Origin of the sequence: Citrobacter sp. Cpo142, assembly GCF_030332425.1 — a bacterium.
GTDB lineage: Bacteria > Pseudomonadota > Gammaproteobacteria > Enterobacterales > Enterobacteriaceae > Citrobacter > Citrobacter portucalensis.
On sequence record NZ_JAOWHW010000127.1, the window covers coordinates 50,941 to 76,107 of the forward strand.

General features: G+C 53.7%; 19 protein-coding genes and 3 tRNA genes. 11 read left to right on the forward strand and 11 right to left on the reverse strand.

What is annotated here, in order from left to right:
* Positions 1–47: 47 nt before the first annotated feature.
* From ptrA to recD, 3 genes are read left to right on the forward strand one after another with little or no spacing between them, the layout of a single operon-like run.
* The gene (gene ptrA, locus OGY18_RS17265; protein WP_286553781.1) at positions 48–2,936 is read left to right on the forward strand and encodes a pitrilysin; all 2,889 of its coding nucleotides are present in this window, start codon (positions 48–50) and stop codon (positions 2,934–2,936) included.
* Entirely contained in the window at positions 2,929–6,474 is a 3,546-nt protein-coding gene (gene recB / locus OGY18_RS17270; protein WP_197385536.1) for an exodeoxyribonuclease V subunit beta, read from the forward strand. Before ptrA ends, recB begins: the two co-directional genes overlap by 8 nt.
* Positions 6,471–8,300: an exodeoxyribonuclease V subunit alpha gene (gene recD / locus OGY18_RS17275; RefSeq protein WP_286553786.1), complete on the forward strand. Its 1,830-nt coding sequence runs from the start codon at positions 6,471–6,473 to the stop codon at positions 8,298–8,300. The genes recB and recD overlap by 4 nt, the downstream gene beginning before the upstream one ends.
* Before the next feature lie 96 nt (positions 8,301–8,396).
* On the opposite strand, the gene argA is transcribed toward recD, so the two are convergent.
* On the reverse strand, positions 8,397–9,728 hold the full coding sequence (argA, locus tag OGY18_RS17280; protein ID WP_003034012.1) for an amino-acid N-acetyltransferase: 1,332 nt from the start codon (positions 9,726–9,728) through the stop codon (positions 8,397–8,399).
* A gap of 234 nt (positions 9,729–9,962) precedes the next feature.
* On the opposite strand from argA, the gene amiC reads away from it, so the two are divergent.
* Entirely contained in the window at positions 9,963–11,216 is a 1,254-nt protein-coding gene (gene amiC, locus OGY18_RS17285; RefSeq protein WP_003034016.1) for an N-acetylmuramoyl-L-alanine amidase AmiC, read from the forward strand.
* Positions 11,217–11,290: 74 nt separating this feature from the next.
* Here amiC and OGY18_RS17290 read toward each other — a convergent pair.
* From OGY18_RS17290 to OGY18_RS17300, 3 genes are all read right to left on the reverse strand, one after another.
* Positions 11,291–11,367: transfer RNA gene (locus tag OGY18_RS17290), tRNA-Met, on the reverse strand.
* A 33-nt stretch (positions 11,368–11,400) separates the two neighbouring features.
* Positions 11,401–11,477 (reverse strand) — tRNA-Met (locus tag OGY18_RS17295).
* Between the two features lie 152 nt (positions 11,478–11,629).
* Positions 11,630–11,706: transfer RNA gene (locus OGY18_RS17300), tRNA-Met, on the reverse strand.
* 205 nt (positions 11,707–11,911) lie between these two features.
* Here OGY18_RS17300 and mltA point away from each other — a divergent pair.
* Positions 11,912–13,009, forward strand: a complete 1,098-nt coding sequence (gene mltA, locus OGY18_RS17305; RefSeq protein ID WP_008785702.1) for a murein transglycosylase A — start codon at positions 11,912–11,914, stop codon at positions 13,007–13,009.
* Positions 13,010–13,117: 108 nt separating this feature from the next.
* The gene (gene tcdA, locus OGY18_RS17310) at positions 13,118–13,924 is read left to right on the forward strand and encodes a tRNA cyclic N6-threonylcarbamoyladenosine(37) synthase TcdA (protein ID WP_003825630.1); all 807 of its coding nucleotides are present in this window, start codon (positions 13,118–13,120) and stop codon (positions 13,922–13,924) included.
* Between the two features lie 77 nt (positions 13,925–14,001).
* On the opposite strand, the gene csdE is transcribed toward tcdA, so the two are convergent.
* Positions 14,002–14,448 carry a cysteine desulfurase sulfur acceptor subunit CsdE gene (gene csdE / locus OGY18_RS17315; RefSeq protein WP_286553789.1) on the reverse strand — a complete coding sequence of 149 codons (447 nt, stop codon included), beginning with the start codon at positions 14,446–14,448 and terminating at the stop codon, positions 14,002–14,004.
* A complete protein-coding gene (csdA, locus tag OGY18_RS17320; protein WP_286553791.1) occupies positions 14,448–15,653 on the reverse strand; it encodes a cysteine desulfurase CsdA in 1,206 nt (401 codons plus the stop codon). Before csdA ends, csdE begins: the two co-directional genes overlap by 1 nt.
* Positions 15,654–15,845: 192 nt before the next feature.
* Between csdA and OGY18_RS17325 the strand changes: the two genes are divergently transcribed.
* From OGY18_RS17325 to rlmM, 4 genes are all read left to right on the forward strand, one after another.
* Complete coding sequence (locus tag OGY18_RS17325) at positions 15,846–16,073, forward strand: YgdI/YgdR family lipoprotein (protein ID WP_003825635.1); 228 nt, start codon at positions 15,846–15,848, stop codon at positions 16,071–16,073.
* Positions 16,074–16,438: 365 nt separating this feature from the next.
* Positions 16,439–17,356, forward strand: a complete 918-nt coding sequence (gene gcvA / locus OGY18_RS17330; RefSeq protein WP_003034035.1) for a glycine cleavage system transcriptional regulator GcvA — start codon at positions 16,439–16,441, stop codon at positions 17,354–17,356.
* Between the two features lie 18 nt (positions 17,357–17,374).
* On the forward strand, positions 17,375–17,770 hold the full coding sequence (locus OGY18_RS17335) for a DUF423 domain-containing protein (RefSeq protein ID WP_003034037.1): 396 nt from the start codon (positions 17,375–17,377) through the stop codon (positions 17,768–17,770).
* Entirely contained in the window at positions 17,763–18,863 is a 1,101-nt protein-coding gene (gene rlmM, locus OGY18_RS17340) for a 23S rRNA (cytidine(2498)-2'-O)-methyltransferase RlmM (protein WP_003034040.1), read from the forward strand. The genes OGY18_RS17335 and rlmM overlap by 8 nt, the downstream gene beginning before the upstream one ends.
* A gap of 35 nt (positions 18,864–18,898) precedes the next feature.
* Here the strand turns inward: rlmM and fucR are convergent, their stop codons facing one another.
* The 5 genes from fucR to fucP all read right to left on the reverse strand — a co-directional run bounded on the left by fucR (position 18,899) and on the right by fucP (position 24,752).
* Complete coding sequence (gene fucR, locus OGY18_RS17345; protein WP_003825642.1) at positions 18,899–19,627, reverse strand: L-fucose operon activator; 729 nt, start codon at positions 19,625–19,627, stop codon at positions 18,899–18,901.
* Positions 19,628–19,684: 57 nt separating this feature from the next.
* Positions 19,685–20,107 (reverse strand): L-fucose mutarotase, encoded by a 423-nt coding sequence (gene fucU, locus OGY18_RS17350; protein WP_286553794.1) that lies wholly within the window; start codon positions 20,105–20,107, stop codon positions 19,685–19,687.
* Between the two features lies 1 nt (position 20,108).
* A complete protein-coding gene (fucK, locus tag OGY18_RS17355; protein WP_126956655.1) occupies positions 20,109–21,527 on the reverse strand; it encodes an L-fuculokinase in 1,419 nt (472 codons plus the stop codon).
* A 107-nt stretch (positions 21,528–21,634) separates the two neighbouring features.
* Positions 21,635–23,410 (reverse strand): L-fucose isomerase, encoded by a 1,776-nt coding sequence (gene fucI / locus OGY18_RS17360; protein ID WP_003825648.1) that lies wholly within the window; start codon positions 23,408–23,410, stop codon positions 21,635–21,637.
* Between the two features lie 31 nt (positions 23,411–23,441).
* Positions 23,442–24,752 (reverse strand): L-fucose:H+ symporter permease, encoded by a 1,311-nt coding sequence (fucP, locus tag OGY18_RS17365; RefSeq protein WP_008785696.1) that lies wholly within the window; start codon positions 24,750–24,752, stop codon positions 23,442–23,444.
* A gap of 145 nt (positions 24,753–24,897) precedes the next feature.
* On the opposite strand from fucP, the gene OGY18_RS17370 reads away from it, so the two are divergent.
* On the forward strand, positions 24,898–25,167 hold a 270-nt coding region (locus tag OGY18_RS17370), incomplete at its 3' end, for an IS5/IS1182 family transposase (RefSeq protein ID WP_032256280.1).

The following is a 25,167-nucleotide window of genomic DNA, read 5'->3' on the forward strand; positions in this document are numbered from 1 at the left end:
CGTGGTTTGTAGTGAACAGGTGAATTCGTTAATGATGAGGTTTGTGAATGCCCCGCAGCACCTGGTTCAGCGCATTACTGTTGTTCGTCGCCCTTTGGGTTCCCGTAAGTCAGGCAGATACCGGTTGGCAGCCTTTAGCTGAAACCATCCGTAAAAGCGATAAAGACACCCGTCAGTATCAGGCCGTGCGCCTTGATAACGGCATGGTTGTGCTGCTGGTATCCGATCCTCAGGCCGTGAAATCCCTTTCTGCACTGGTAGTCCCCGTGGGCTCGCTGGAAGATCCGGACGATCATCAGGGGCTGGCGCACTATCTCGAACACATGTGTCTGATGGGCTCGAAAAAATACCCACAGCCGGACAGCCTGGCTGAATTCCTGAAAATGCACGGCGGTAGCCACAATGCCAGTACTGCGCCTTATCGTACGGCCTTCTATCTTGAAGTCGAAAACGACGCGCTGGTGGGGGCGGTGGATCGCCTGGCGGATGCTATTGCCGATCCATTGCTGGATAAAAAATATGCCGACCGCGAGCGTAACGCGGTTAACTCCGAGCTGACGCTGGCGCGTACCCGAGACGGGATGCGTATGGCGCAGGTGAGCGCTGAGACGATCAACCCGGCGCACCCTGGCTCGCGTTTCTCTGGCGGGAATCTCGAGACATTAAGCGATAAACCGGGCAACCCGGTGGTGCAGGCATTACAAAAATTTCATGAAAAGTACTACTCTGCTAACCTGATGAAGGCGGTGATTTATAGCAATAAACCGCTGCCAGAGCTGGCGCGGATAGCGGCTGACACCTTTGGGCGCGTACCGAACACAAATATCGAAAAGCCTGAAATTACCGTACCGGTCGTCACTGACGCGCAAAAGGGCATCATCATCCACTATGTTCCGGCAATGCCGCGTAAAGTATTGCGCGTCGAGTTTCGTATCGATAACAACAGCGCGCAGTTCCGCAGTAAAACCGATGAACTGGTGACCTACCTGATTGGCAATCGTAGCCAGGGCACGTTGTCTGACTGGCTGCAAAAGCAGGGCCTGGTTGAGGGTATTCGCGCGGATTCCGATCCGGTGGTCAACGGGAACAGCGGCGTATTAGCCATTTCCGCGACGTTAACCGACAAGGGGCTGGCGAACCGCGATGAAGTTGTCGCGGCAATCTTTAGCTACCTCAATTTGTTACGCGAGAAAGGTGTCGATAAACGCTATTTTGACGAGCTGGCGCACGTGCTGGATCTCGATTTCCGTTATCCCTCCATCACCCGTGATATGGACTACGTGGAATGGCTGGCTGATACCATGATCCGCGTTCCCGTCGAGCATACGCTGGATGCGGTGAATATTGCTGACCAGTACGATGCGAAAGCCGTTGAGCAACGTCTGGCAATGATGACGCCGCAGAATGCGCGTATCTGGTATATCAGCGCGAAAGAGCCGCATAATAAAACCGCTTATTTTGTCGATGCGCCTTACCAGGTGGATAAAATCAGCGACAAAACCTTTGACGACTGGCAGCAAAAAGCGCAGGGCATTGCGCTGTCGTTACCGGAGTTGAACCCCTACATTCCGGATGATTTCACGCTGATTAAGACGGATAAAAAATACGCTCATCCTGAGCTGATCGTTGATGAGCCGGATTTACGCGTGGTGTATGCCCCGAGCCAGTATTTTGCCAGCGAGCCAAAGGCTGACGTCAGCGTGATCCTGCGTAACCCGAAAGCCATGGACAGCGCCCGCAACCAGGTCTTATTCGCACTTAACGATTACCTGGCAGGGATTGCGCTCGATCAGTTAAGTAACCAGGCATCGGTAGGTGGAATTGGTTTCTCTACCAACGCTAACAATGGGTTGATGCTTAACGCCAACGGCTACACCCAACGTTTGCCGCAGCTTTTTCAGGCGCTGCTGAGCGGCTATTTCAGCTACACCTCAACGGATGAACAGCTGGAACAGGCGAAATCCTGGTATGCCCAGATGATGGATTCCGCAGAAAAGGGTAAAGCTTACGATCAGGCTATTATGCCGGTGCAGATGCTTTCTCAGGTGCCGTACTTCTCCCGCGACGAGCGCCGTAAACTGCTGCCTTCCATCACCCTGAAAGAGGTGATGACCTACCGCGACGCCTTAAAAACCGGTGCGCGACCTGAATTCCTGGTCATTGGCAATATGAGCGAAGCTCAGACGACGAGCATGGCGCGGGATATCCAAAAACAGCTAGGTGCGAACGGGTCACAGTGGTGTCGCAACAAAGATGTGGTTGTGGACAAGAAGCAGTCCGTCATCTTTGAAAAAGCAGGCAGCAGCACGGATTCAGCACTGGCGGCGGTATTTGTACCAACCGGATACGATGAATACGCCAGTTCAGCCTACAGCGCTATGTTAGGTCAGATTGTTCAGCCGTGGTTCTACAATCAGCTGCGTACTGAAGAACAGTTAGGTTACGCCGTATTTGCTTTCCCGATGAGCGTTGGCCGTCAGTGGGGAATGGGGTTCCTGCTGCAAAGCAGTGATAAGCAGCCGTCTTACCTCTGGGAGCGTTATAAAGCGTTCTTCCCGACGGCGGAAGCGAAGCTGCGGGCGATGAAACCTGAAGAGTTTGCGCAAATTCAGCAGGCGATTATTGCGCAAATGCTGCAGGCGCCGCAAACGCTGGGGGCAGAAGCCTCACAGTTAAGCAAAGATTTTGATCGCGGCAATATGCGCTTCGATTCACGTGATAAAATAGTGGCTCAGATTAAACTGCTGACGCCGCAAAAACTTGCCGACTTCTTCCATCAGGCGGTGGTTGAGCCGCAAGGCATGGCGATATTGTCACAGGTTTCCGGCAGTCAGAATGGGAAAGCAGAATATGTGCACCCGGAAGGCTGGAAAGTGTGGCAGACCGTCAGCGCGTTGCAGCAAACCTTACCCCTGATGAGTGATAAGAATGAATGATGCCGCTGAGTCCCTTGATCCACTGCGCTTGCCCCTGACGGGCGAGCGTCTGATTGAAGCCTCTGCGGGCACCGGTAAAACCTTTACCATCGCCGCCCTGTATTTACGTTTACTGCTTGGATTGGGCGGCTCTGCCGCCTTTCCTCGTCCTCTGACCGTCGAAGAACTGCTGGTGGTCACCTTCACCGAGGCGGCTACCGAAGAGTTGCGCGGTCGAATTCGTAGCAATATTCATGAACTGCGAATTGCCTGCCTGCGTGAAACCACCGACAACCCGCTATATGCCCGTTTGTTAGATGAAATTGCCGATAAAAAACAGGCCGCGCAGTGGCTGCTATTGGCTGAAAGACAGATGGATGAAGCGGCGGTGTTTACCATCCACGGCTTTTGTCAGCGTATGCTCAGTCTCAACGCCTTTGAGTCAGGCATGCTGTTCGAACAGCAGCTGATAGAAGATGAATCGCTGCTGCGCTATCAGGCCTGCGCGGACTTCTGGCGTCGGCACTGCTACCCGCTGCCCCGCGACATTGCGCAGGTGGTTTTTGAAACGTGGAAAGGACCGCAAGCGCTGTTGAGAGATATCGATCGCTATCTGCAGGGGGAAGCGCCGGTTATCAAGGCGCCACCGTCTGATGACGAAACGCTGGCCTCCCGGCATGAACAAATTCTCTCACGCATTAACCAGATCAAGCAGCAATGGCGTGATTGTGTTGATGAGCTGGATGGCCTAATGGAAGCCTCCGGAATTGACCGGCGTAAATTTAATCGCGGTAATCAGGGTAAGTGGATCGAAAAGATCAGCGCGTGGGCGCAGGAAGAAACACAAAGTTACCAGCTTCCTGACGCGCTGGAGAAATTCTCACAGCGTTTTCTGGAAGAGCGCACCAAAGCGGGTGGGATAACCCCTCAGCACCCGCTGTTTGTCGCTATTGATGAACTGCTTAGCGAACCGTTAACTCTCCGCGATCTGGTGATCACTCGTGCGCTGGCGGAGATCCGCTCGGCAGTTGCCGAGGAAAAACGTCGCCGCGGCGAGCTGGGTTTTGACGATATGCTCAGCCGTCTGGATGCGGCGTTGCGCAGTGAAAGCGGCGATGCGCTGGCGACGGCTATTCGTACTCGTTTTCCGGTCGCCATGATCGATGAATTCCAGGATACCGATCCACAGCAGTACCGTATTTTTCGTCGGATCTGGCAGCATCAGCCGGATACCGCACTGCTGCTAATTGGTGATCCGAAACAGGCAATTTACGCGTTTCGCGGCGCGGATATCTTCACCTATATGAAGGCGCGCAGCGAAGTCAGCGCACACTATACGCTCGATACCAACTGGCGTTCGGCCCCCGGCATGGTCAATAGCGTGAATACGCTTTTCAGCCAGATGGACGACGCCTTTATGTTCCGCGAAATCCCTTTCAGCCCGGTAAAATCCGCAGAAAAAAACCAGGGGTTACGGTTTGTTTTACGCGGCGAAACGCAGCCCGCTATGAGTATGTGGCTGATGGAAGGAGAAAGTTGCGGCGTAGGCGATTATCAGAGCTACATGGCGCAGGTGTGCGCCACGCAAATTCGCGACTGGCTTAAGGCCGGGCATTCTGGCGCAGCGCAACTGGTAAGTGGCAAAGCATCCAGCCCGGTACGCGCGTCGGACATTAGCGTATTGGTTCGTAGCCGCCAGGAGGCGGCGCTGGTCCGTGATGCACTGACGCAACTGGCCATTCCCTCTGTCTACCTCTCCAACCGTGACAGCGTATTTGAAACGCTGGAAGCACAGGAGTTGCTGTGGGTGCTGCAGGCGGTGATGACGCCGGAGCGTGAGAACACGCTGCGTAGCGCGCTGGCAACGTCAATGATGGGGCTGAATGCGCAGGATCTTGAAGCGTTAAATAACGACGAAAATGCCTGGGATGCGGTGGTCGAAGAGTTCGATGGCTATCGTCAGATCTGGCATAAACGCGGCGTGATGCCGATGCTGCGTGCGCTGATGACAGCTCGCCAGATTGCGGAGAACCTGCTGGCGACGGCGGGAGGCGAACGTCGACTGACCGACATTTTACATATCAGCGAACTGTTGCAGGAAGCGGGCTCGCAGCTGGAAAGCGAGCATGCGCTGGTGCGCTGGTTGTCTCAGCATATTCTTGAACCCGACAGCAACGCGTCCAGCCAGCAGCTCAGGCTGGAAAGCGACAAGCATCTGGTTAAAATCGTCACCATCCATAAATCGAAAGGGCTGGAGTATCCGCTGGTCTGGCTGCCGTTTATCACCAATTTCCGCGTTCAGGATCAGGCTTTCTATCACGATCGCAGCTCTTTTGAAGCGGTGCTGGATCTCAGCGATGCCGAGGAGAGCGTTGAGCTAGCCGAAGCAGAGCGTCTGGCGGAAGACCTGCGTTTGCTGTATGTCGCGCTAACCCGTTCGGTATGGCACTGCAGCCTTGGCGTTGCGCCGTTGGTACGACGTCGGGGCGATAAAAAAGGGGATACCGATGTGCATCAGAGCGCCCTTGGTCGCCTGTTGCAAAAAGGCGAGCCGATGGATGCCGTGGGTCTGCGTAGCGCGATTGAAGCGCTTTGCAGCAACGATATTGCTTGCCAGACTCCCGCGCAGCCTGACGGTGAACCCTGGCAGGTTGCGCAGGCTGTTAGCAGCGAACTGAGTGCAAAAATACTGCAGCGTAAGCCCGGTGATAGCTGGCGCGTGACCAGTTATTCCGGTCTGCAACAGCGTGGACAGGGTATCGCGCAGGATCTGATCCCACGACTGGATATCGATGCCGCAGGCGTCGGTGAGGTTATTGAAGAATCAGGACTTACACCGCATCAGTTCCCGCGCGGCGCTTCGCCAGGTACGTTCTTGCATAGCCTGTTTGAAGATCTCGATTTTACGCAACCGGTGGATCCGCATTGGGTCGAGGAGCAACTGGCGTTGGGCGGTTATGACGCACACTGGACGCCGGTTTTGACCGAATGGCTGGACGCCATTTTGCAGGCGCCTCTCAACGAGACGGGCGTGAGTTTGAGCCAGCTATCCGCGCGTGAAAAACAGGTGGAGATGGAGTTTTATCTGCCGATTTCGCAGCCGTTAATGGCCAACCAGCTTGATGCGTTAATTCGCCAATACGATCCGCTCTCGGCGGGGTGCCCTGCGTTGGACTTTATGCAGGTTCGCGGCATGCTGAAAGGCTTTATTGACCTGGTATTCCGCCACCAGGGGCGTTATTACCTGCTCGATTACAAATCGAACTGGCTGGGCGAAGACAGCTCTGCCTATACGCAGCAGGCGATGGCCTCTGCCATGCAGGCGCATCGCTACGACCTTCAATACCAACTTTATACCCTCGCGCTGCATCGCTACTTACGCCATCGTATTGCTGATTACGATTATGAACGCCATTTTGGCGGCGTTATCTATCTCTTCCTGCGCGGCGTTGACAGTGAAAATCCGCAGCAGGGAATTTACGCGACCCGACCTGACGGAGAGTTGATTGCATTGATGGACGAGATGTTTGCCGGTGCGGTGCAGGAGACGATGTTATGACAATCCAGAAACGATTTCTGGAGGCTGTTGAGCAAAAACAGCTCCGGCCTCTGGATGCTCAGTTCGCGCTGGCGGTTGCCGGAAGTGACAACCCAGCTGTTGCGCTGGCTGCGGCGTTGCTCAGCTGTGAAGCGGGAGAAGGGCACGTCTGCTTACCGCTTTCACGGTTATCTCTGAGCGAGGACGCGCATCCTCTGTTAAGCGCCTGGCTCGCTGAAACGGGCGAGCCTGAAGACTGGGCGGAATGTCTGTTGGCTTCCAGTGCGGTAAGTCGTGGCGAGCAACCTACGCCGCTGGTGCTGTACGGCGATCGCCTGTATCTGAACCGAATGTGGCATAACGAACGTACGGTAGCTCGCTTTTTCAGTGAAGTGAACCACGCCATTGAAGTGGATGAACAACGGTTGACCCACACGCTGGCGGCGCTGTTTCCGCCATCGGAGGGGGTTAACTGGCAAAAAGTAGCCGCTGCTGTTGCGCTCACCCGCCGGATATCAGTGATCTCCGGCGGACCGGGGACGGGAAAAACGACAACGGTTGCAAGGCTGCTGGCGGCGTTGATTCAAATGGCAGACGGTGAGCGCTGTCGTATTCGACTGGCGGCGCCAACGGGAAAAGCGGCTGCGCGCCTGACCTCCTCACTAGGAGCGGCGCTACGAGAACTACCGCTAACCGATGAGCAAAAGAAACGCATCCCCGATGACGCCAGTACGCTGCATCGATTATTAGGCGCTCAGCCTGGCAGTCAGCGCCTGCGTCATCATGCCGGAAACCCGCTGCATTTGGATGTGCTGGTGGTGGATGAAGCCTCGATGATCGATTTGCCGATGATGTCGCGCCTTATCGATGCGCTGCCGCCGCACGGACGGGTGATTTTTCTGGGCGATCGCGACCAGCTCGCTTCCGTCGAAGCGGGGGCGGTGCTGGGGGATATCTGTGCTTTCGTCGGTGACGGGTTTACCCCGGAACGCGCCCGCCAGCTCAGTCGCCTGACCGGAAGCGCTATTCCGGCAGGTACGGGAACTCAGGCTGCTGCTCTGCGCGACAGTCTGTGCCTGCTGCAAAAGAGCTACCGTTTCGGCAGCGATTCCGGAATCGGTCAATTGGCTGCTGCGATTAATTGCGGCGATAAATCTGCGATAAAAACGATTTTCCAGCAGGGATTTAGCGACATCGAAAAACGCACGCTACACAGCAGCGAGGATTACGCCGCGATGCTGGATGAGGCGCTGGCGGGTTATGGGCATTACCTGGATTTGCTGCGCGAGGGCGCAGAGCCAGGAGCTGTCATTCAGGCCTTCAATGAGTATCAACTGCTATGCGCCCTGCGGGAAGGTCCGTTTGGCGTTAGTGGTTTGAATGAACGCATTGAGCAGGTGATGGCGCAAAAACGTAAAATTCATCGTTCGACGCATAGCCGCTGGTATGAGGGAAGGCCGGTGATGATCGCGCGCAATGACAGTTCGCTGGGATTATTTAACGGTGATATCGGCATTGCCCTCGACCGTGGACAGGGCCTGAGGGTGTGGTTTGCGTTGCCGGATGGTTCTATCAAATCGGTGCAGCCCAGCCGCTTGCCTGAACATGAAACCACCTGGGCGATGACGGTGCACAAATCGCAGGGATCTGAGTTTGACCACGCGGCGTTGATTTTACCCAGCCAGCATTCACCCGTGGTTACCCGCGAGCTGGTCTATACCGCCGTTACCCGCGCGCGTCGCCGCTTGTCGCTGTATGCCGATGAGCGGATATTGAGCCGCGCCATTACCACCCGCACTGAACGTCGCAGCGGACTGTCAGCATTATTTAATGACGGCATGATGTAGATGTAGGCCGGATAAGCGTCAGCGCCATCTGGCCTAAAAAAATGTGCCAGCGATGTAGGCCGGATAAGGCTGTTATGCCGCATCCGGCAACCATTCCTATGCCAAATCCGCCATCAGCACTTTTGACCGCCGCTGATAGTTGTACATCTCTTTCTTGCTTTCCGGCAGCAGGTCGATATCCACCGGCGTGAAGCCGCGCTCCTGGAACCAGTGGATGCTGCGTGTGGTTAACACAAACAGCTTGCTCAACCCCATTTGCCGGGCCTGCGCGGCGATTCGTTCCAGCAACACTTCCCCGCGTGATGAGCTACGGTAGTCCGGATGCACTGCCACGCACGCCATTTCGCCAATTCTCTCTTCCGGGAAAGGGTACAGAGCGGCACAGGCGATGGTCAGGTTATCACGCTGAATAATCGTGAATTTGTCGATCTCCATTTCCAACTGCTCGCGCGAGCGGCGAACCAGAATACCTTGCTGCTCCAGCGGGCGGATAAGCTCCAGAATCCCGCCGATATCGTTAATGGTAGCGCGACGGATCTGCTCGGCGCTTTCCATCACGATCTGCGTACCGATCCCGTCGCGGGAGAACAGTTCCTGCAGCAATGCACCATCTTCCTGATAGCTGATCAGATGGCAGCGGCGTACGCCACTGCGACAGGCTTTCACTGCTCCGCGCAGGAAGCGCACCGTGCCGGAGCTGTAATCGCCTTTCTCTTCCTGCAACTCAACGCGAGCCTGAGCTTCGTTAGGAAACAGCTCGGAAATAATATCGCCGTCATCGTTGGTGACACCCTGAGAGGAGCAAAAGCCGATCATTTTCTCGGCCTTCAGTTTGATAGCCAACTGCGTGGCGACCTCTTCTGACGTCAGGTTAAAGCTCTCACCGGTGACGGAAACGGCAACCGGGCCCATCAGCACAATTGCGCCGCTGTCTAACTGGCGGTGAATGGCATCTTCATCAATACGACGAATACGCCCGCTATGGCAGTAATCTACGCCGTCATCAACGCCCAGCGGCTGAGAGATAATAAAATTACCGCTGACCACATTGATGTGAGCACCCTGCAATGGCGTATTATTCAGGCTCATCGACAGGCGGGCGGTAATATCAAGCTGAAGTAAACCCGCAGCCTGTTTGACCAGCTCCAGCGTTTTAGCGTCGGTAACGCGCGTATTTTTGTGGTACACCGGCTCATGATGATGCGCCGCAAGATTGGCATCAATCTGCGGTCGTGCGCCATAGACCACGACCAGGCGGATGCCGAGGCTATGAAGAAGACCAATGTCATTGACGATACTGGAAAAATTTTCATGCTCGATGGCTTCGCCGCCCAGCATAATGACAAACGTTTTTCCCCGATGGGTATTGATATAGGGAACAGAATGGCGGAATCCCTGTACCAGTTCGGTTCTACGCTCCTTCACCACGGCACACCCTCATTGCATGATTATTCGTAATTTGTGTATTTTTATTCTGTTTTTGCGCTGTGCGCAAGCGTAATTTTTACCCATGCCGAAGATTTTTCTCAGTAATGCCGTGAATATAAAAAGAATGTTTACCCTTTTATAGATGACAGATTATGCGTCATTCGCTAAAGTTTCCGGTCAATTCGGACGTTTTACGTATTACCTCTAAAAAAGATTTCTTTGCTCGGGAGAAGCATGTCGGGATCCAATTCAGCAATCAGTCGCCGCCGTTTATTGAAAGGTGCGGGTGCTATGTGGCTTTTGAGCGTCAGCCAGGTGGGTCTGGCGGCCGTGAGTCAGGTCGTTGCCGTCCGTATCTGGCCTGCGTCCAGCTACACTCGCGTCACGGTAGAATCTAACCGTCTGCTGAAATACAAACAGTTTGCCCTGAGTAATCCTGAGCGTGTGGTTGTGGATATTGAAGACGTTAATTTGAACTCGGTGCTCAAGGGCATTGGGACGCAGATTCGTCCTGACGATCCGTATATTAAGTCTGCGCGCGTTGGCCAGTTTGATCCAAAGACCGTGCGGATGGTGTTCGAGCTGAAACAGAATGTGAAGCCGCAACTTTTCGCGCTGGCTCCGGTGGCAGGCTTTAAAGAACGTCTGGTGATGGATCTCTATCCCGCGAATGCCCAGGACGTTCAGGACCCGCTGCTGGCATTGCTGGAAGATTACAACAAGGGCGATCTGGATAAACAGGTGCCACCTGCACAAAGTGGCCCACAGCCGGGTAAAGCGGGGCGCGATCGTCCCATTGTCATTATGCTGGATCCAGGCCACGGCGGAGAAGACTCCGGTGCGGTGGGGAAATACAAGACGCGTGAAAAGGATGTGGTGCTGCAGATTGCCCGCCGCCTGCGAGCCCTCATAGAGAAAGAGGGCAACATGAAGGTCTTTATGACACGAAATGAAGATATCTTCATTCCGCTTAAAGTCCGCGTGGCGAAAGCGCAGAAGCAGCGTGCTGACCTGTTTGTCTCTATTCACGCCGATGCCTTTACCAGTCGACAACCCAGCGGTTCGTCGGTGTTTGCGCTCTCGACCAAAGGCGCGACAAGTACCGCCGCGAAATATCTGGCGCAGACCCAGAACGCCTCGGATCTCATTGGTGGCGTCAGTAAGAGCGGTGACCGCTACGTCGACCACACCATGTTCGATATGGTGCAGTCGCTGACCATCGCCGACAGCCTGAAGTTTGGTAAAGCGGTATTGAACAAGCTTGGCAAAATCAACAATCTGCACAAGAATCAGGTTGAACAGGCCGGGTTTGCGGTACTAAAAGCGCCAGATATCCCGTCTATTCTGGTCGAAACGGCATTTATCAGTAACGTTGAGGAAGAGCGTAAACTCAAAACGGCGACCTTCCAGCAGGAAGTTGCAGAGTCGATTCTGGCAGGGATTAAAGCCTACTTTGCCGATGGGGCGACGCTGGCGAGAAGGGGATAACAAAAAAGCGCTGAAAAGCGCTTTTTTTATGGGCGACAGAAACAAAAAAACACCCGTTAAGGTGTTTAATGTGTTGGTTGCGGGGGCCGGATTTGAACCGACGACCTTCGGGTTATGAGCCCGACGAGCTACCAGGCTGCTCCACCCCGCGTCACCGTACTGCTTATATTTTATCAAATTTGATTGGTTGCGGGGGCCGGATTTGAACCGACGACCTTCGGGTTATGAGCCCGACGAGCTACCAGGCTGCTCCACCCCGCGTCCGTCTTTTTGCTTCGTATTTCAAACCACATCAGCGTTGGCTTTCCTCGTTCACCTCAGTCACTTACTGGAGTAAGCTCCTAAGGATTCACTGCGTCGCCGCCTTGCTGTGATTCGAACTACTTTGCAAAAATCTTACATCAAATTTTAATTGGTTGCGGGGGCCAGATTTGAACTGACGACCTTCGGGTTATGAGCCCGACGAGCTACCAGGCTGCTCCACCCCGCGTCCGTGGATGCGCACTATACTCTGCTCGCATTTTCATGCAACCCTTTTTTCACCTTGATCACGTTTTTAGGGTGAAAATGAACAAAAACAACGCATTCTGGATTATTTTTTGCTCAAAATTTGCGTTCGGGTATGTATACGCATTTCATTAGGTTCGGGGGTTTGTTATCTTCGTCTCGCATTCAGGCAACATAAGACGAGAACAATGAAAGGACGTTGGGCAAAATATCTTCTGGCGGGAGCTGTAGTCGCGATGCTCGCCGCGTGTTCCTCAAAACCCACCGATCGTGGGCAGCAGTATAAAGACGGGAAATTTACCCAGCCTTTCTCACTGGTGAACCAGCCTGATGCGGTTGGCGCGCCAATCAATGCCGGTGATTTCGCCGAGCAGGTTAATCAAATTCGCAGCGCTTCGCCACGTTTGTACGGCAACCAGAGCGACGTCTACAACGCTATCCAGCAATGGTTACGTGCGGGCGGTGATACGCGCAGTATGCGCCAGTTTGGTATTGATGCCTGGCAAATGGAAGGGGCGGACAACTACGGTAACGTCCAGTTTACCGGTTACTACACACCGGTTATCCAGGCGCGCCATACGCGCCAGGGCGAGTTTCAGTATCCTATCTATCGCATGCCGCCAAAACGTGGGCGCTTACCATCTCGTGCCGAGATCTACGCGGGCGCGCTAAGCGACAATTATATTCTGGCATACAGCAACTCCCTGATGGATAACTTCATTATGGATGTTCAGGGCAGTGGTTACATCGATTTTGGCGATGGCAGCCCGCTCAACTTCTTTAGCTATGCCGGGAAAAATGGCCACGCCTATCGCAGTATCGGTAAAGTGCTTATCGACCGTGGCGAAGTGAAAAAAGAAGATATGTCGATGCAGGCTATTCGCCACTGGGGTGAGACGCACAGCGAAGCCGAAGTGCGTGAGCTGCTGGAGCAGAACCCATCGTTTGTCTTCTTTAAACCGCAATCTTTTGCTCCGGTGAAAGGGGCCAGCGCGGTGCCGCTGATTGGCCGCGCATCCGTAGCTTCTGACCGTAGTATCATTCCTGCGGGCACAACGTTACTGGCGGAAGTCCCGTTACTGGACAATAACGGCAAGTTTACCGGCCAGTACGAACTGCGCCTGATGGTGGCGTTAGATGTGGGTGGGGCTATTAAAGGGCAACACTTCGACATCTATCAGGGTATTGGCGCTGACGCCGGACACCGTGCCGGGTGGTATAATCACTACGGTCGCGTATGGGTACTAAAAACAGCGCCGGGTGCGGGTAACGTGTTCAGCGGTTAATTGCCGGATGGTGCTTCGCTTATCAAGCCTACATTATTGAGTAGGCCTGATAAGGCGTAGCCGACATCAGGTAGTCAGACTGCTCGGTATTAATGAATTTGAGGTTCTATGTCTGTGGTTATTAGCGATGCCTGGCGCCAACGTTTTGGCGGTACGGCACGTCTGTATGGCGAAAATGCGTTGCAGCTGTTTGCCCAATCGCACGTTTGCGTGGTTGGGATTGGCGGAGTAGGGTCATGGGCGGCGGAAGCGCTGGCGCGAACCGGTATTGGCGCTATCACACTCATTGATATGGATGATGTGTGCGTCACCAATACAAACCGCCAGATCCATGCGCTGCGTGATAACGTCGGTCTGGCAAAAGCTGAAGTGATGGCGGAGCGTATCCGACAAATTAACCCGGAGTGCCGGGTGAACGTGGTCGATGATTTTGTTACGCCAGATAACGTTGCTGAATATATGAATGCAGGATTTTCGTACGTCATCGATGCGATTGATAGCGTGCGCCCAAAAGCGGCACTGATCGCGTACTGTCGGCGTAACAAAATTCCGCTGGTGACCACCGGTGGTGCGGGCGGACAGATCGATCCTACGCAGATTCAGGTCGTTGATTTGGCAAAAACCATCCAGGATCCGCTGGCGGCCAAGCTGCGTGAGCGGCTGAAAAGCGATTTTGGCGTGGTGAAAAACAGCAAAGGCAAGCTGGGCGTGGACTGCGTGTTCTCGACCGAAGCGCTGGTTTACCCGCAGGCGGATGGATCGGTATGTGCGATGAAAGCGACGGCGGAAGGGCCGAAGCGTATGGATTGCGCGTCCGGGTTTGGCGCGGCTACCATGGTGACAGCCACCTTTGGCTTTGTTGCTGTCTCCCATGCGCTGAAGAAGATGATGGCGAAGGCCGCGCGTCAGGCCTGATTGTGTCGGATGTCGCTACGCTTATCCGACCTACGGTTCGTGCAGTGTTGTAGGCCGGATAAGACGTATCTGCGTCGTCATCCGGCTTTCTGGGCCGCCTTGAGAATCGCCTCGTTTAGAGCATGCAGCCCCTGGCTACGCGAGGCGCTGAGCTGCGCGCGTAAACCCAGTTCGTCAAATAACGCCATCGGCGAACGCGCCAGTAACTCGGCTGCGGTTTTACCTTCGACCGCCGTGAGTAATACCGCCAACAGCCCGCGTACTATTCGACCTTCGCTGTCGCCGAAGAAATGCAGAGTGCCATTCTCATGAAGAGTATGCCCCAGCCAGACGCGGTTTTCGCAGCCCGAAATTTCTTTTGCCTGCGCCTTTAGCGTATCCGGAAGCGCCGGCAACTGCTTACCCAGCAGAATCAGCTGGCGATATTTATCTTCCCACTGAGTAAGCGGGATAAAGGTATTGCGTAACGTCTCTTCGGTTACGGTTGTGCCAAACGGGTGTCCGGCGAACAGAGGGCTTGTCATTAATCCACCAATATTTCCAGCGCGCGGTCGACGGCTGCGACCAACGCATCCACATCGCTTTGGGTATTATAAGGGGCAAATGAGGCGCGTAGTGTTCCGGATACGCCAAGTTCCGCCAGCAGCGGCTGTGCACAGTGTTGCCCCGCGCGCAGCGCAATGCCATATTCGGCCAGCAGAGTGACCATATCGCTGTGATGAACACCCGCGAAATCAAAGGCTAACAGACTGGAGTCCTGGCAGCGGAAGGAACGAAAGCCAGGGCGTTTCGCCAGGGCATCTTCTGCCAGCGTCGCCAGACCCCGGCTCCAGTTTTCGGCCTGTGCAACGTCGATGTCCGCCAGCCATTCGAGCGCCGCGCTTAGCCCGATAACGCCTGCAACGTTAGGCGTACCGGCTTCCAGCTTCCATGGTGCGGGCTGAGTGGTGAAACCGTCAAAACTGACTTCGCTAATCATCTTACCGCCCCCAAGCCAGGGAGACATGGCTTCCAGCAGTTCCGGCTTACCGTACAGCACGCCAATACCGGTGGGGCCATATAGCTTGTGGCCTGAAAACGCATAGAAATCAATATCCAACTGCTGTACATCGGCAGGGTAATGCACAATCCCCTGGGCACCATCAACCATCACCACCATGCCAGCCGCATGGGCGAGCGTAATGGCGCGGGCCAGATCCGGGCAGCCACCGGTGACGTTCGACATTTGCCCGAGCGCCAGAATGCGGCTGCGCGGGGTAATGAGCTGCGTGAGGCGCTCAACGTCTGGCAATAAATGGGGGTTGAGTGGGAGTTTGACGACCTTAGCCCCCGTTTGCTCCGCGACCATCAGCCAGGGAACGAGGTTGGCGTGATGTTCCGCTGCGCTGACGATAATCTCATCACCCGGTTGAAGGCGTGGACGCGCATAGCTTTGGGCAACCATGTTGATCGCTTCCGTTGTGCCGCGGGTCCAGACGATGGTTTTGTCATCCGACGCATTAATCAGGTGTGCGACTTTTTCCCGCGCGGCTTCATAGCGTGCGGTCAGGCGCTGGGCTTCAGCAAACTGGCTGCGATGGACGTTCCCGGCACTCAGGCTATAAAACTGATGGGTTGCCTCAATGACCGCCTGCGGCTTCAGTGCCGTAGCAGCGCTGTCGAGATAAACGCCTGCATCGTTGAGTGCGGGAAATTGTGCGCGAAACTGCGCGGGGTTAAAAGCGTTCATGGTATTCCTCAGTTCAGTAAACCGATCGTGGCGCAAAAAGGGCATTGATACAAGGGTTGTGCTAACCATCGGAATACTCTGGATATCCTGGCAAAGCCCGTTCAGTGTCTTATGCTAAATAGCGTTAGGCGAACAATTTTGCCTGTTACGGAGTATGTTTTTAATAGCATAAATCGCTTTAAGGAGAAGAAGATGAAAAAGACTGCCGCCATAATTTCTGCCTGTATGCTGACTTTTGCCCTGAGCGCCTGTTCTGGTTCGAATTACGTGATGCACACCAATGATGGCCGATCAATCGTAGCTGATGGTAAACCACAGACCGATAATGAGACGGGGATGATTTCGTATAAAGACGCTAACGGCAACAAACAGCAGATTAACCGCACTGACGTGAAAGAGATGGTAGAACTGGAGCAATAATAGCAGGTCGGCCATCGACGAAACGTGGACAAAAAAAAGCACCGCAATTTGGCGGTGCTACATTAATCACTATGGACAGACAGGGTAAATGTACAGGAAGTGAAAAAGGGTAGCTTTGCTACCATGGTCTGAATCGCAGACCAATTGCAAACACAACAACACAACATCACAACCGTAAGCCAAAAGCCCACCAGAACACGCATTCCGATAAAACTTTTCGTTCCGGCTTCAGGAAGTGCCGCCACTATAGGTATTTGCTGGTAGAACCTCAACGGACAATTTATAATGGCTCAGATAAAAAAAACTAATAGGTTACAGCCTGTTAGCTAATTGTTAAATTCATTTAACATCAAAGCCTAAAAGTCATGTCAAAACGATTACCACCCTTAAATGCGTTACGTGTTTTTGATGCTGCAGCGCGTCATTTAAGCTTTACTCGCGCAGCAGAAGAGCTTTTTGTGACGCAGGCCGCAGTAAGTCACCAAATCAAGTCACTTGAGGATTTTTTGGGGCTAAAACTGTTTCGTCGACGCAATCGATCTTTGCTGTTAACGGAAGAAGGTCAAAGCTACTTTCTCGACATTAAAGAGATTTTTTCGCAATTAACCGACGCGACGCGTAAACTTCAGGCACGCAGTGCAAAAGGTGCGCTTACCGTGAGTTTATTGCCCAGTTTTGCGATCCAATGGCTGGTGCCCAGACTCTCTAGCTTTAACTCAGCTTATCCGGGAATCGATGTCAGGATCCAGGCGGTGGACCGTCAGGAAGACAAACTGGCTGATGATGTTGATGTGGCGATTTTCTACGGACGTGGCAACTGGCCGGGTCTGCGCGTGGAAAAATTGTACGCAGAATATTTATTGCCGGTCTGCTCTCCGCTGTTGCTTACCGGTGATAAACCGCTAAAGACACCGGACGACCTGGCAAAACACACTTTATTGCATGATGCGTCGCGACGAGACTGGCAAGCCTATACGCGCCAGCTTGGCCTGAATCATATCAACGTACAGCAAGGACCTATCTTCAGCCATAGCGCCATGGTGCTACAGGCTGCAATCCATGGACAGGGGATCGCGCTGGCTAACAATGTCATGGCGCAGTCCGAAATTGAAGCCGGACGTCTGGTCTGTCCGTTTAACGATGTTCTGGTCAGCAAAAACGCATTTTATCTGGTTTGTCATGACAGTCAGGCAGAACTGGGTAAAATAGCCGCCTTCCGTCAGTGGATTCTGGCGAAAGCGGCCACGGAACAAGAAAAATTCCGCTTTCGTTATGAACAATAATTTACGTAGGGTATTCAAATGACCAGCCGTTTTATGCTGATTTTTGCCGCCGTAAGTGGCTTTATTTTTGTGGCGTTGGGCGCCTTTGGGGCACATGTTCTGAGCAAAACCCTCGGTGTTGTTGAAATGGGGTGGATTCAGACCGGCCTTGAGTATCAGGCGTTTCATACGCTGGCTATCTTTGGTCTGGCCGTCGCCATGCAACGGCGCATTAGTATTTGGTTTTACTGGAGTAGCGTGTTTCTGGCATTAGGTACAGTGCTGTTTAGCGGCAGCCTGTATTGTCTCGCGCTCTCTCATTTACGCCTGTGGGCGTTTGTTACCCCTGTTGGCGGCTTCAGCTTCCTCGTAGGCTGGGCGCTGATGTTAGTGGGCGCTATTCGATTGAAACGTAAGGGCGTTAGCCATGAATAAGGTTGTATTGTTGTGTCGCCCAGGTTTTGAAAAAGAGTGCGCCGCAGAAATTACGGATAAAGCAGGACGCCGGGAAATCTTCGGTTTTGCCCGCGTGAAAGACAATGCGGGTTACGTCATCTTCGAATGCTATCAGCAGGACGATGCTGAAAAGTTAGTGAAAGAGCTGCCGTTTAGTTCGCTGATTTTTGCTCGTCAAATGTTTGTGGTGGGCGAGCTGCTGCAATACTTACCGCCGGAAGATCGTATTACACCGATCGTTGGCATGTTGCAGGGCGTGGTGGAAAAGGGTGGCGATCTGCGAGTAGAAGTTGCCGACACCAATGAAAGCAAAGAGCTGGTTAAATTTTGCCGTAAATTTACCGTACCGTTGCGTGCAGCGCTGCGCGAAGCGGGCGTACTGGCAAAATATGAAACGCCAAAGCGTCCGGTGGTTCACGTCTTCTTTATCGCCCCTGGCTGTTGTTATACCGGCTATTCCTGGCCTGACAATAACTCACCGTTTTACATGGGGATTCCGCGTCTGAAGTTTCCAGCCGATGCGCCGAGCCGTTCAACGCTCAAGCTGGAAGAAGCGCTGCACGTGTTTATCCCTGCCGATGAATGGGATGAGCGTCTGGCGAACGGGATGTATGCGGTGGATTTAGGCGCCTGCCCGGGCGGATGGACCTATCAGCTGGTTAAACGCAACATGTGGGTTTACTCCGTGGATAACGGCCCGATGGCGCAAAGCCTGATGGATACCGGACAGGTCACCTGGCTGCGTGAAGACGGATTTAAGTACCGTCCGAATCGCAACAACATTTCGTGGATGGTCTGTGACATGGTGGAGAAGCCGGCGAAGGTTGCCGCGCTGATGGCACAATGGCTGGTCAACGGCTGGTGTCGTGAGACGATCTTCAACCTCAAACTGCCGATGAAAAAACGCTACGAAGAGGTGTCACAGAACCTGGCTTACATTCAGGCCCAGCTTGATGAACATGGTGTAAATGCCCAGATTCAGGCGCGTCAGTTGTATCATGACCGTGAAGAAGTAACCGTTCACGTACGTCGTCTGTGGGCTGCCGTCGGCGGTCGTCGCGACGAGCGATAAGGCTACAACCCAGGTCGGATGGCGGCGTAATCGCCCTATTCGGCCTGGATTGCTTCAATCAGCTGTGTATCTGAAACAATATGCGTCACATCATCCAGATGCCCAATTCTGGCCTCTCCCGAACGATTAAATTTACTTTTATCGATCAGTAATAAAGACTGCGATGCACGCTTAAGCAGAATGGATTTGAAGTCTGCGTTGGTTGCATTTGAGTCCCAGAGCGCACCGTCGCTGTCGATCCCTTCGCAGGAAAAAATAAACAGGTCAATCTCGAGTGGTTTTAGCTGCGAGATAAGCGAGGGATTAACGTAGCAACCGTATTTGCGCTCAAGACGACCGCCGGAGCTGATAAGCTGAATGTGTTCACGTTTAGCCAATTCCTGGCAGATGGGCTGGCTGTTGGTAAAAACGTGAATGTTGATGTCCGGTAACTGTCGCGCCAGATACCAGCAGGTAGAGCTGGCGTCTAAGGCAATTACCATACCTTCTTCGATCCATGCCAACGCTTCACGGGCGATATCCGCTTTGTGTGCATAGTGGCTTTTGAGTCGAATATGAAATGGGTCACCGCTGTCCTGATTTTCCCGGTGAATAACTTTGGCCCGACCGTGGTTGCGTAACACTTTTCCCTGGGTCTGTAACTCGCTGAGATCGCGGCGGATGGTCTCTTTGCTGACGTTAAGCTGCAAAGCCAGGGCTTCGGTTGTCAGGCTTTTGTGGTTAGTAAGCAGATCTACGATTGCCTGCTGGCGCGCCGCTTTCATGTTCTGATCCTCATCTAATGATGAATGCCCGTACCTGACGGGCATTCTGACCAGAGATTACGGCGTTACCCCTTTTTTTAAAAGAATATTCCCGTACTTTGCCCGCTCTCCTGTGATAACGATCGCAAACGCCTTTTGTGCTCGTTCGTAAAAGGCATAGCGGTCAATACGCGTGATGTCCGGGCAGGGGGTCTGTAATGAAAGTGCCTGACGATAGCGAGCCTCAACGTCAGGATCGAGAGTGTCACCTTCAACCGCAGCCATCATCACCAGCGGTGGGGCGTAGCTGTCCAGTTCAAATAGCGGAATAAGCGCCCGCAGCAGATCGCTGACCAGCAGACCGTCAGCGCGGATGACCTGCGGCCCCATGCTGTTGGCCGGGAAGTGGGCATCGGAAAAGATAATCTCATCGCCGTGTCCCATTTCGGCCAGCACTTTCAGTAAGTCGGGGGAAAGTAAGGGAGATATCGTTTTAAGCATGTTACTCGACTCCTGTGAGTTCGGATTCGGTTTGCGGATAGAAGTAACGGTACTGATAGCGCACCTGTTCGCGCGCCTGCTCCGGGGAGGTAAATTCCCCGATGCCTGACCAGGCAAACATTGCGGCGCCTGCCACGGTAGTTTCGGCATCATCCAGCACTTTGACTGGGATCCCGAGTACGTTCGCTTTGATTTGGTTCCACAAGATGTTGCGGCTGCCCCCGCCAACTAATAGCAGTTCAGTGGCCTGGAAATGGCCGATTTTTTCCAGCGTTTGCAGATTCCGCTGCAGCTGTTCTGTCAGTCCTTCCAGCGCGGCGCGATAAAAGTGTCCACGGGTAGTATTGAGGGTAACCCCTTGCCAGCCCGCATTCTGACAGGCCAGCAGGTCGCAGTGCATCTTCACCCCTTCGGCACCAGCGGGAATATCCCGAGCTTCATCAATCAACGTTTGCCAGGGCGTGTCCTCGGTCCATAACAGCTTTCGAACCCATTCAAGCACGCCGGAGGCCAGCCACTGCATTCCGGGATTGTTAAGCCCAGCCTGACTATCCAGCTCACAGGTGGAGCCCGCATAATGGCTGAGCAGGGAGGTATTTACCTGCGCACTGCGCACCATCAGAATTTCCCATGTGCCGGAAGAGAGTACCGGTTCATCCTGTTGGGCGCCTGCGCCAAATAGCGCAAACTGTGTGTCGTGTCCGGCAGAGATGACCGGAATACCCTCTGGAAGTCCGAGCTGGTTGGCGGCCTCGCGTTGCAGTACTCCAATTTGTTCGCCTGCTTCAACCAGGCGCGGAAACAGGCGACGCGGTATGCCTGTTGCCTGCAAAATGTCCTGGCTGAAATCACGTTGCTGGATATCCAGCATCTGGCTGGTTCCCGCCATGGTGATGTCAGTTGTGAACTCGCCGGTTAAACGTTGGTTGATAAGCGACGAGATAAACAGCCAGGCGTGCGCCTGTTCCAGTAATTGCGGGTGGTTCTCTTTCAGCCATACCAGTTTGTACAGCGTATTGAAGCTAAACGCCCCAACGCCGGAGATTTCCTGCAGTTGCTGCGGTGACATGTAGCGATGGATATTCTCCATAACCGCTGCGGTACGTGGGCATTTCCAGCTGATCACCGGATACAGTTGTTTTCCGTTCTTATCCACCAGCGCGCCATCCACGCCGAAGGTGGTGACGGCGATCCCGCGAATTTGGCAGGCGGCCAGTTGTAAGGAAAGCCGCTGACAGCAGTCGGCAAAGCGTTGCAGAATGGCCTCCAGCGACCATTGGTGCCAGGCACTGTTTTCTGCGGCGATGTCACTGGCGTTCGGGGTCGCTGCGCGGGCGACAATCTTTCCCTGTCGGTCAACGGCAATGGCCCGCACGTTGGTCGCGCCACAGTCGAGAACCAGAATAACCTCTTGTTTCATAATTGCTCCTGGGAGATTACCTATTTCCGGATGGCGGCTTCGCCTTATCCGGCCTACAAAACCGTGTGCTTCGTAGGCCGCGCCGCCATCAGGCAATCGCTCGATGTTTAACGCTTATACAGCGGACCGTAGTTCTGACAAGCGCGGTAATCCTGACCTTCCGTATCCATACCGTGGGCGGCCCAGGAGGAAGGACGATAAATTTTCTCGTCTTCCACGTTGTGCATGCACACCGGGATACGCAGCATGGCAGCCAGAGTGATAAAGTCCGCACCTACGTGACCAATCGTCAGCACCCCGTGGTTAGCACCCCAGTTAGCCATGACGGAATAGACGTCGCTGAACGGGCCCTTGCCGGTTAAGCGCGGAGCAAACCAGGTGGTTGGCCATGTGGAGTTGGTACGCGCATCAAGCTGGTCGTGCATATCTTTCGGCAGCTCCACGCTCCAGCCTTCCGCGATTTGCAGCACCGGCCCCAACCCTTTGATGATGTTGATACGGCTCATGGTGAACGGCACACCGCCTTCAGTCAGGAAGCGAGATGAGTAACCGCCCCCGCGGAAGTATTCGTGAATAGCCGGGCACCATTCGGTTGCCGCCAGGCATTCATCCGCCTCTTTCTGCGAGATTTCCCAGTGTGGTTTCATGGTCGGTTTACCTTCGCTGTCGCGCTGTTTGCAGGAACCGTCCAGTGCCGCAGAACCGGAGTTAATCAAGTGAATAATGCCGTGCTCAGCAAGACCGGTCAGTGGTTTACCCGTGACGCGTTCAACCGCCTCTGGCGACCAGTAGGTGCGCACATCGGCAAAGACCTGGGCCGTGCCGGTGAGTTGATGGCCGAACAGCATCGCCACGCCGTTCAGGCTGTCGTTTTCTGTCGCGACAACGAACGGTTCACGAACGCCATTCCAGTCAAAGGAGCTGTTGAGCAACGCTTCGGCGGTATCGCCATTTGGGTATTGATCGGTCCAGTGACGCTGGCCCTGGAAGCCTGCGGCGATCGCGTTATAGCCCAGGGATTCTTCGACCAGACCTTTGTCTGCCAGCTTTTTGTTACCCTGCATCATGTCGCGAATGCACATAGCCATCAGCAGACTTTCTTTCAGCACCGCGCGGCTTTGTTCTGCGTTACGCTTATATTGTTGTGCGTTCTGATCTTCGCCGTAGCGGAAGTTTTTGTCCGCCCACGCCAGCGCCATTTCCAGCTCGGTTTCATCATAGATTTTCTGGTCAATGCGACGACGCAGCTCGGTCATATCAACCGCCTGCACCTTCATACCCAGCCAGGATTCAAAGAAGTTATGGTCGACGATAGAACCGGCGATGCCCATTGATACTCCACCGACAGACAGGTAGCTTTTCCCTTTCATACTGGCAACCGCTAAACCGGCACGGGCAAAACGCAGCAGTTTTTCTTCAACATCGGCAGGGATAGATGTGTCGTCTGCATCCTGTACGTCATGACCATAGATGGAGAAGGCAGGAAGGCCTTTTTGGCTGTGAGCTGCCAGTGCGGCGGCCAGGTAAACCGCCCCCGGACGTTCCGTGCCGTTGAAGCCCCAGATCGCTTTCGGGCGCATCGGATCCATGTCGATGGTTTCACTGCCGTAGCACCAACATGGGGTAACTGTAATCGTCACGCCAACATTCTGGCTGCTGAATTTTTCTTCACAGGCCGCGGATTCTGCCATGCCGGCGATACAGGTATCGGCAATCACACATTCAATTTGTGCGCCGCAGGCATGACGAAGTTTTTCAGTGATAAGCGCTGCGGTAGCTTTAGCCATATTCATGGTTTGCTCTTCGAGCGACTCACGTACACCCATACGACGTCCGTCAATAACCGGGCGAATACCAATTTTTGGTAAGCTGATTTTTTTCATCACAGATTCCTCACGTTATTCGGATAAATATTCAGTTGGCTGCCGTTTGTGAACGGAAGCGGGCAAAAATAAAGATGATGGCGAAGCAAAGCGCCGGGACCAGTTCAGCGGTCGGGATATTGCCAGCGGCATCGCTGACAAAGCCCATCACCGGGGTCACAATGCCGCCGCCAATGATAGTCATGACGATAAAAGACGAGCCATATTTGGTGTCTTGTCCCAGATTTTTGATCCCCAGAGAAAAAATGGTTGGGTACTGAATCGACATAAATGCGCTGCACAACGTCAGGGCCAGCAGGCCGATCTGGCCACCGGTGAAGGCGGAAATCAGGCACAGGATCATGGCAAGCAGGGCATATGCGGCCAGCACTTTATGCGGCGCAAAGCGACTGATAAGCCAGGTGCCGGAGAAACGACCGATAAAGAAGCACACCATGGTGCCGGTCAGGTAGTTGGCGGCGAAACCTGGCGTCATGCCTGGGATCTCTTCGATTGCGTAGCGAATCAGGTAGCTCCAGCAGGCAGTTTGTGCACCGACGTAGCAGAACTGCGCCAGTACCGCCCAACGCCAGTGGCGAATGCGCACCAGGCGGGAAAGGGACGCGGAGAATGAACTCTGAGCGTTGTCACTGTGATCGTCACTTTGCAGGGTCGGAAACTTGGTAAACATGATCAGCAGGGCGACCAGCAAAACGACCGCGACGATGATCATATAAGGGGTTTGAACCGATAACACCAGGCTGTGCTTGTAGGCGCTTAGCTGTTCTGGCGCCATCTTATCGAGTACGTCTTGAGATTGATGTGGCACATTAGACAAAATAAGACTTTGCCCAAAAACAACCGCAATAATGGCACCAAATGAGTTAAAAGTTTGCGCGAGATTTAATCGGAAGTGACCACCGCTTTCCGGGCCCAGTACGGTTACAAAAGGGTTGGCAGCCGTTTCCAGACAACCTAAGCCCGCCGCAATAATAAATAGGCCAATCAGGAATAAGGTGTAATTCATTACCTCAGCCGCTGGCCAGAATAATGCTGCACCGATGGCATATAAGAATAATCCGGTAATAATTCCTGCTTTATAACTTAGTTTTTTCATCAGGATCCCGGCTGGGATTGGAATGACGAAATAACCAAAATAAAAAGCAGATTGAATCAGACCAGCCTGAAAGTTTGTTAATGTAAATGCTTGCTGAAATTGTGGTAATAAAATGTCATTAAGATTATTGGCAACCGCCCAAAGAAAAAACAGTGAACAGAGTAACGCGAAGGGAATGACATAATTTTTTGTCTGCCCCCGCTCTACCGCATGAAAACTTTGTGTTTGTATTGATGTGTTTCCCATAGCATCCTCATCAGTTCATAAGCATGTTCAACAGCTTAAGAGTACGATTGGTGATTTTTACCAACCTGCTAATCTAGGGAAGGTGCGAACAAGTTCCTGATATGAGATCATCATATTCATCCGGAGCGCATCCCAGAGGGACATCATGAGCCATCAACTCACCTTCGCCGATAGTGAATTCAGCACTAAGCGCCGTCAGACCCGAAAAGAGATTTTCCTCTCCCGCATGGAGCAGATTCTGCCATGGCAGAATATGACCGCTGTCATCGAGCCGTTTTATCCCAAGGCGGGCAATGGCCGACGGCCCTATCCGCTGGAGACCATGCTGCGTATTCACTGCATGCAGCATTGGTACAACCTGAGCGACGGTGCCATGGAAGATGCCCTGTACGAAATCGCCTCCATGCGCCTGTTT

Excerpts from the sequence above, each read along its gene's own strand:
- ptrA (WP_286553781.1), top strand. The coding sequence starts at position 48 with ATGCCCCGCAGCACCTGGTTCAGCGCATTACTGTTGTTCGTCGCCCTT.
- recB (WP_197385536.1), top strand. The coding sequence starts at position 2,929 with ATGAATGATGCCGCTGAGTCCCTTGATCCACTGCGCTTGCCCCTGACG.
- recD (WP_286553786.1), top strand. The coding sequence starts at position 6,471 with ATGACAATCCAGAAACGATTTCTGGAGGCTGTTGAGCAAAAACAGCTC.
- amiC (WP_003034016.1), top strand. The coding sequence starts at position 9,963 with ATGTCGGGATCCAATTCAGCAATCAGTCGCCGCCGTTTATTGAAAGGT.
- mltA (WP_008785702.1), top strand. The coding sequence starts at position 11,912 with ATGAAAGGACGTTGGGCAAAATATCTTCTGGCGGGAGCTGTAGTCGCG.
- tcdA (WP_003825630.1), top strand. The coding sequence starts at position 13,118 with ATGTCTGTGGTTATTAGCGATGCCTGGCGCCAACGTTTTGGCGGTACG.
- csdE (WP_286553789.1), bottom strand. The coding sequence starts at position 14,448 with ATGACAAGCCCTCTGTTCGCCGGACACCCGTTTGGCACAACCGTAACC.
- csdA (WP_286553791.1), bottom strand. The coding sequence starts at position 15,653 with ATGAACGCTTTTAACCCCGCGCAGTTTCGCGCACAATTTCCCGCACTC.
- OGY18_RS17325 (WP_003825635.1), top strand. The coding sequence starts at position 15,846 with ATGAAAAAGACTGCCGCCATAATTTCTGCCTGTATGCTGACTTTTGCC.
- gcvA (WP_003034035.1), top strand. The coding sequence starts at position 16,439 with ATGTCAAAACGATTACCACCCTTAAATGCGTTACGTGTTTTTGATGCT.
- OGY18_RS17335 (WP_003034037.1), top strand. The coding sequence starts at position 17,375 with ATGACCAGCCGTTTTATGCTGATTTTTGCCGCCGTAAGTGGCTTTATT.
- rlmM (WP_003034040.1), top strand. The coding sequence starts at position 17,763 with ATGAATAAGGTTGTATTGTTGTGTCGCCCAGGTTTTGAAAAAGAGTGC.
- fucR (WP_003825642.1), bottom strand. The coding sequence starts at position 19,627 with ATGAAAGCGGCGCGCCAGCAGGCAATCGTAGATCTGCTTACTAACCAC.
- fucU (WP_286553794.1), bottom strand. The coding sequence starts at position 20,107 with ATGCTTAAAACGATATCTCCCTTACTTTCCCCCGACTTACTGAAAGTG.
- fucK (WP_126956655.1), bottom strand. The coding sequence starts at position 21,527 with ATGAAACAAGAGGTTATTCTGGTTCTCGACTGTGGCGCGACCAACGTG.
- fucI (WP_003825648.1), bottom strand. The coding sequence starts at position 23,410 with ATGAAAAAAATCAGCTTACCAAAAATTGGTATTCGCCCGGTTATTGAC.
- fucP (WP_008785696.1), bottom strand. The coding sequence starts at position 24,752 with ATGGGAAACACATCAATACAAACACAAAGTTTTCATGCGGTAGAGCGG.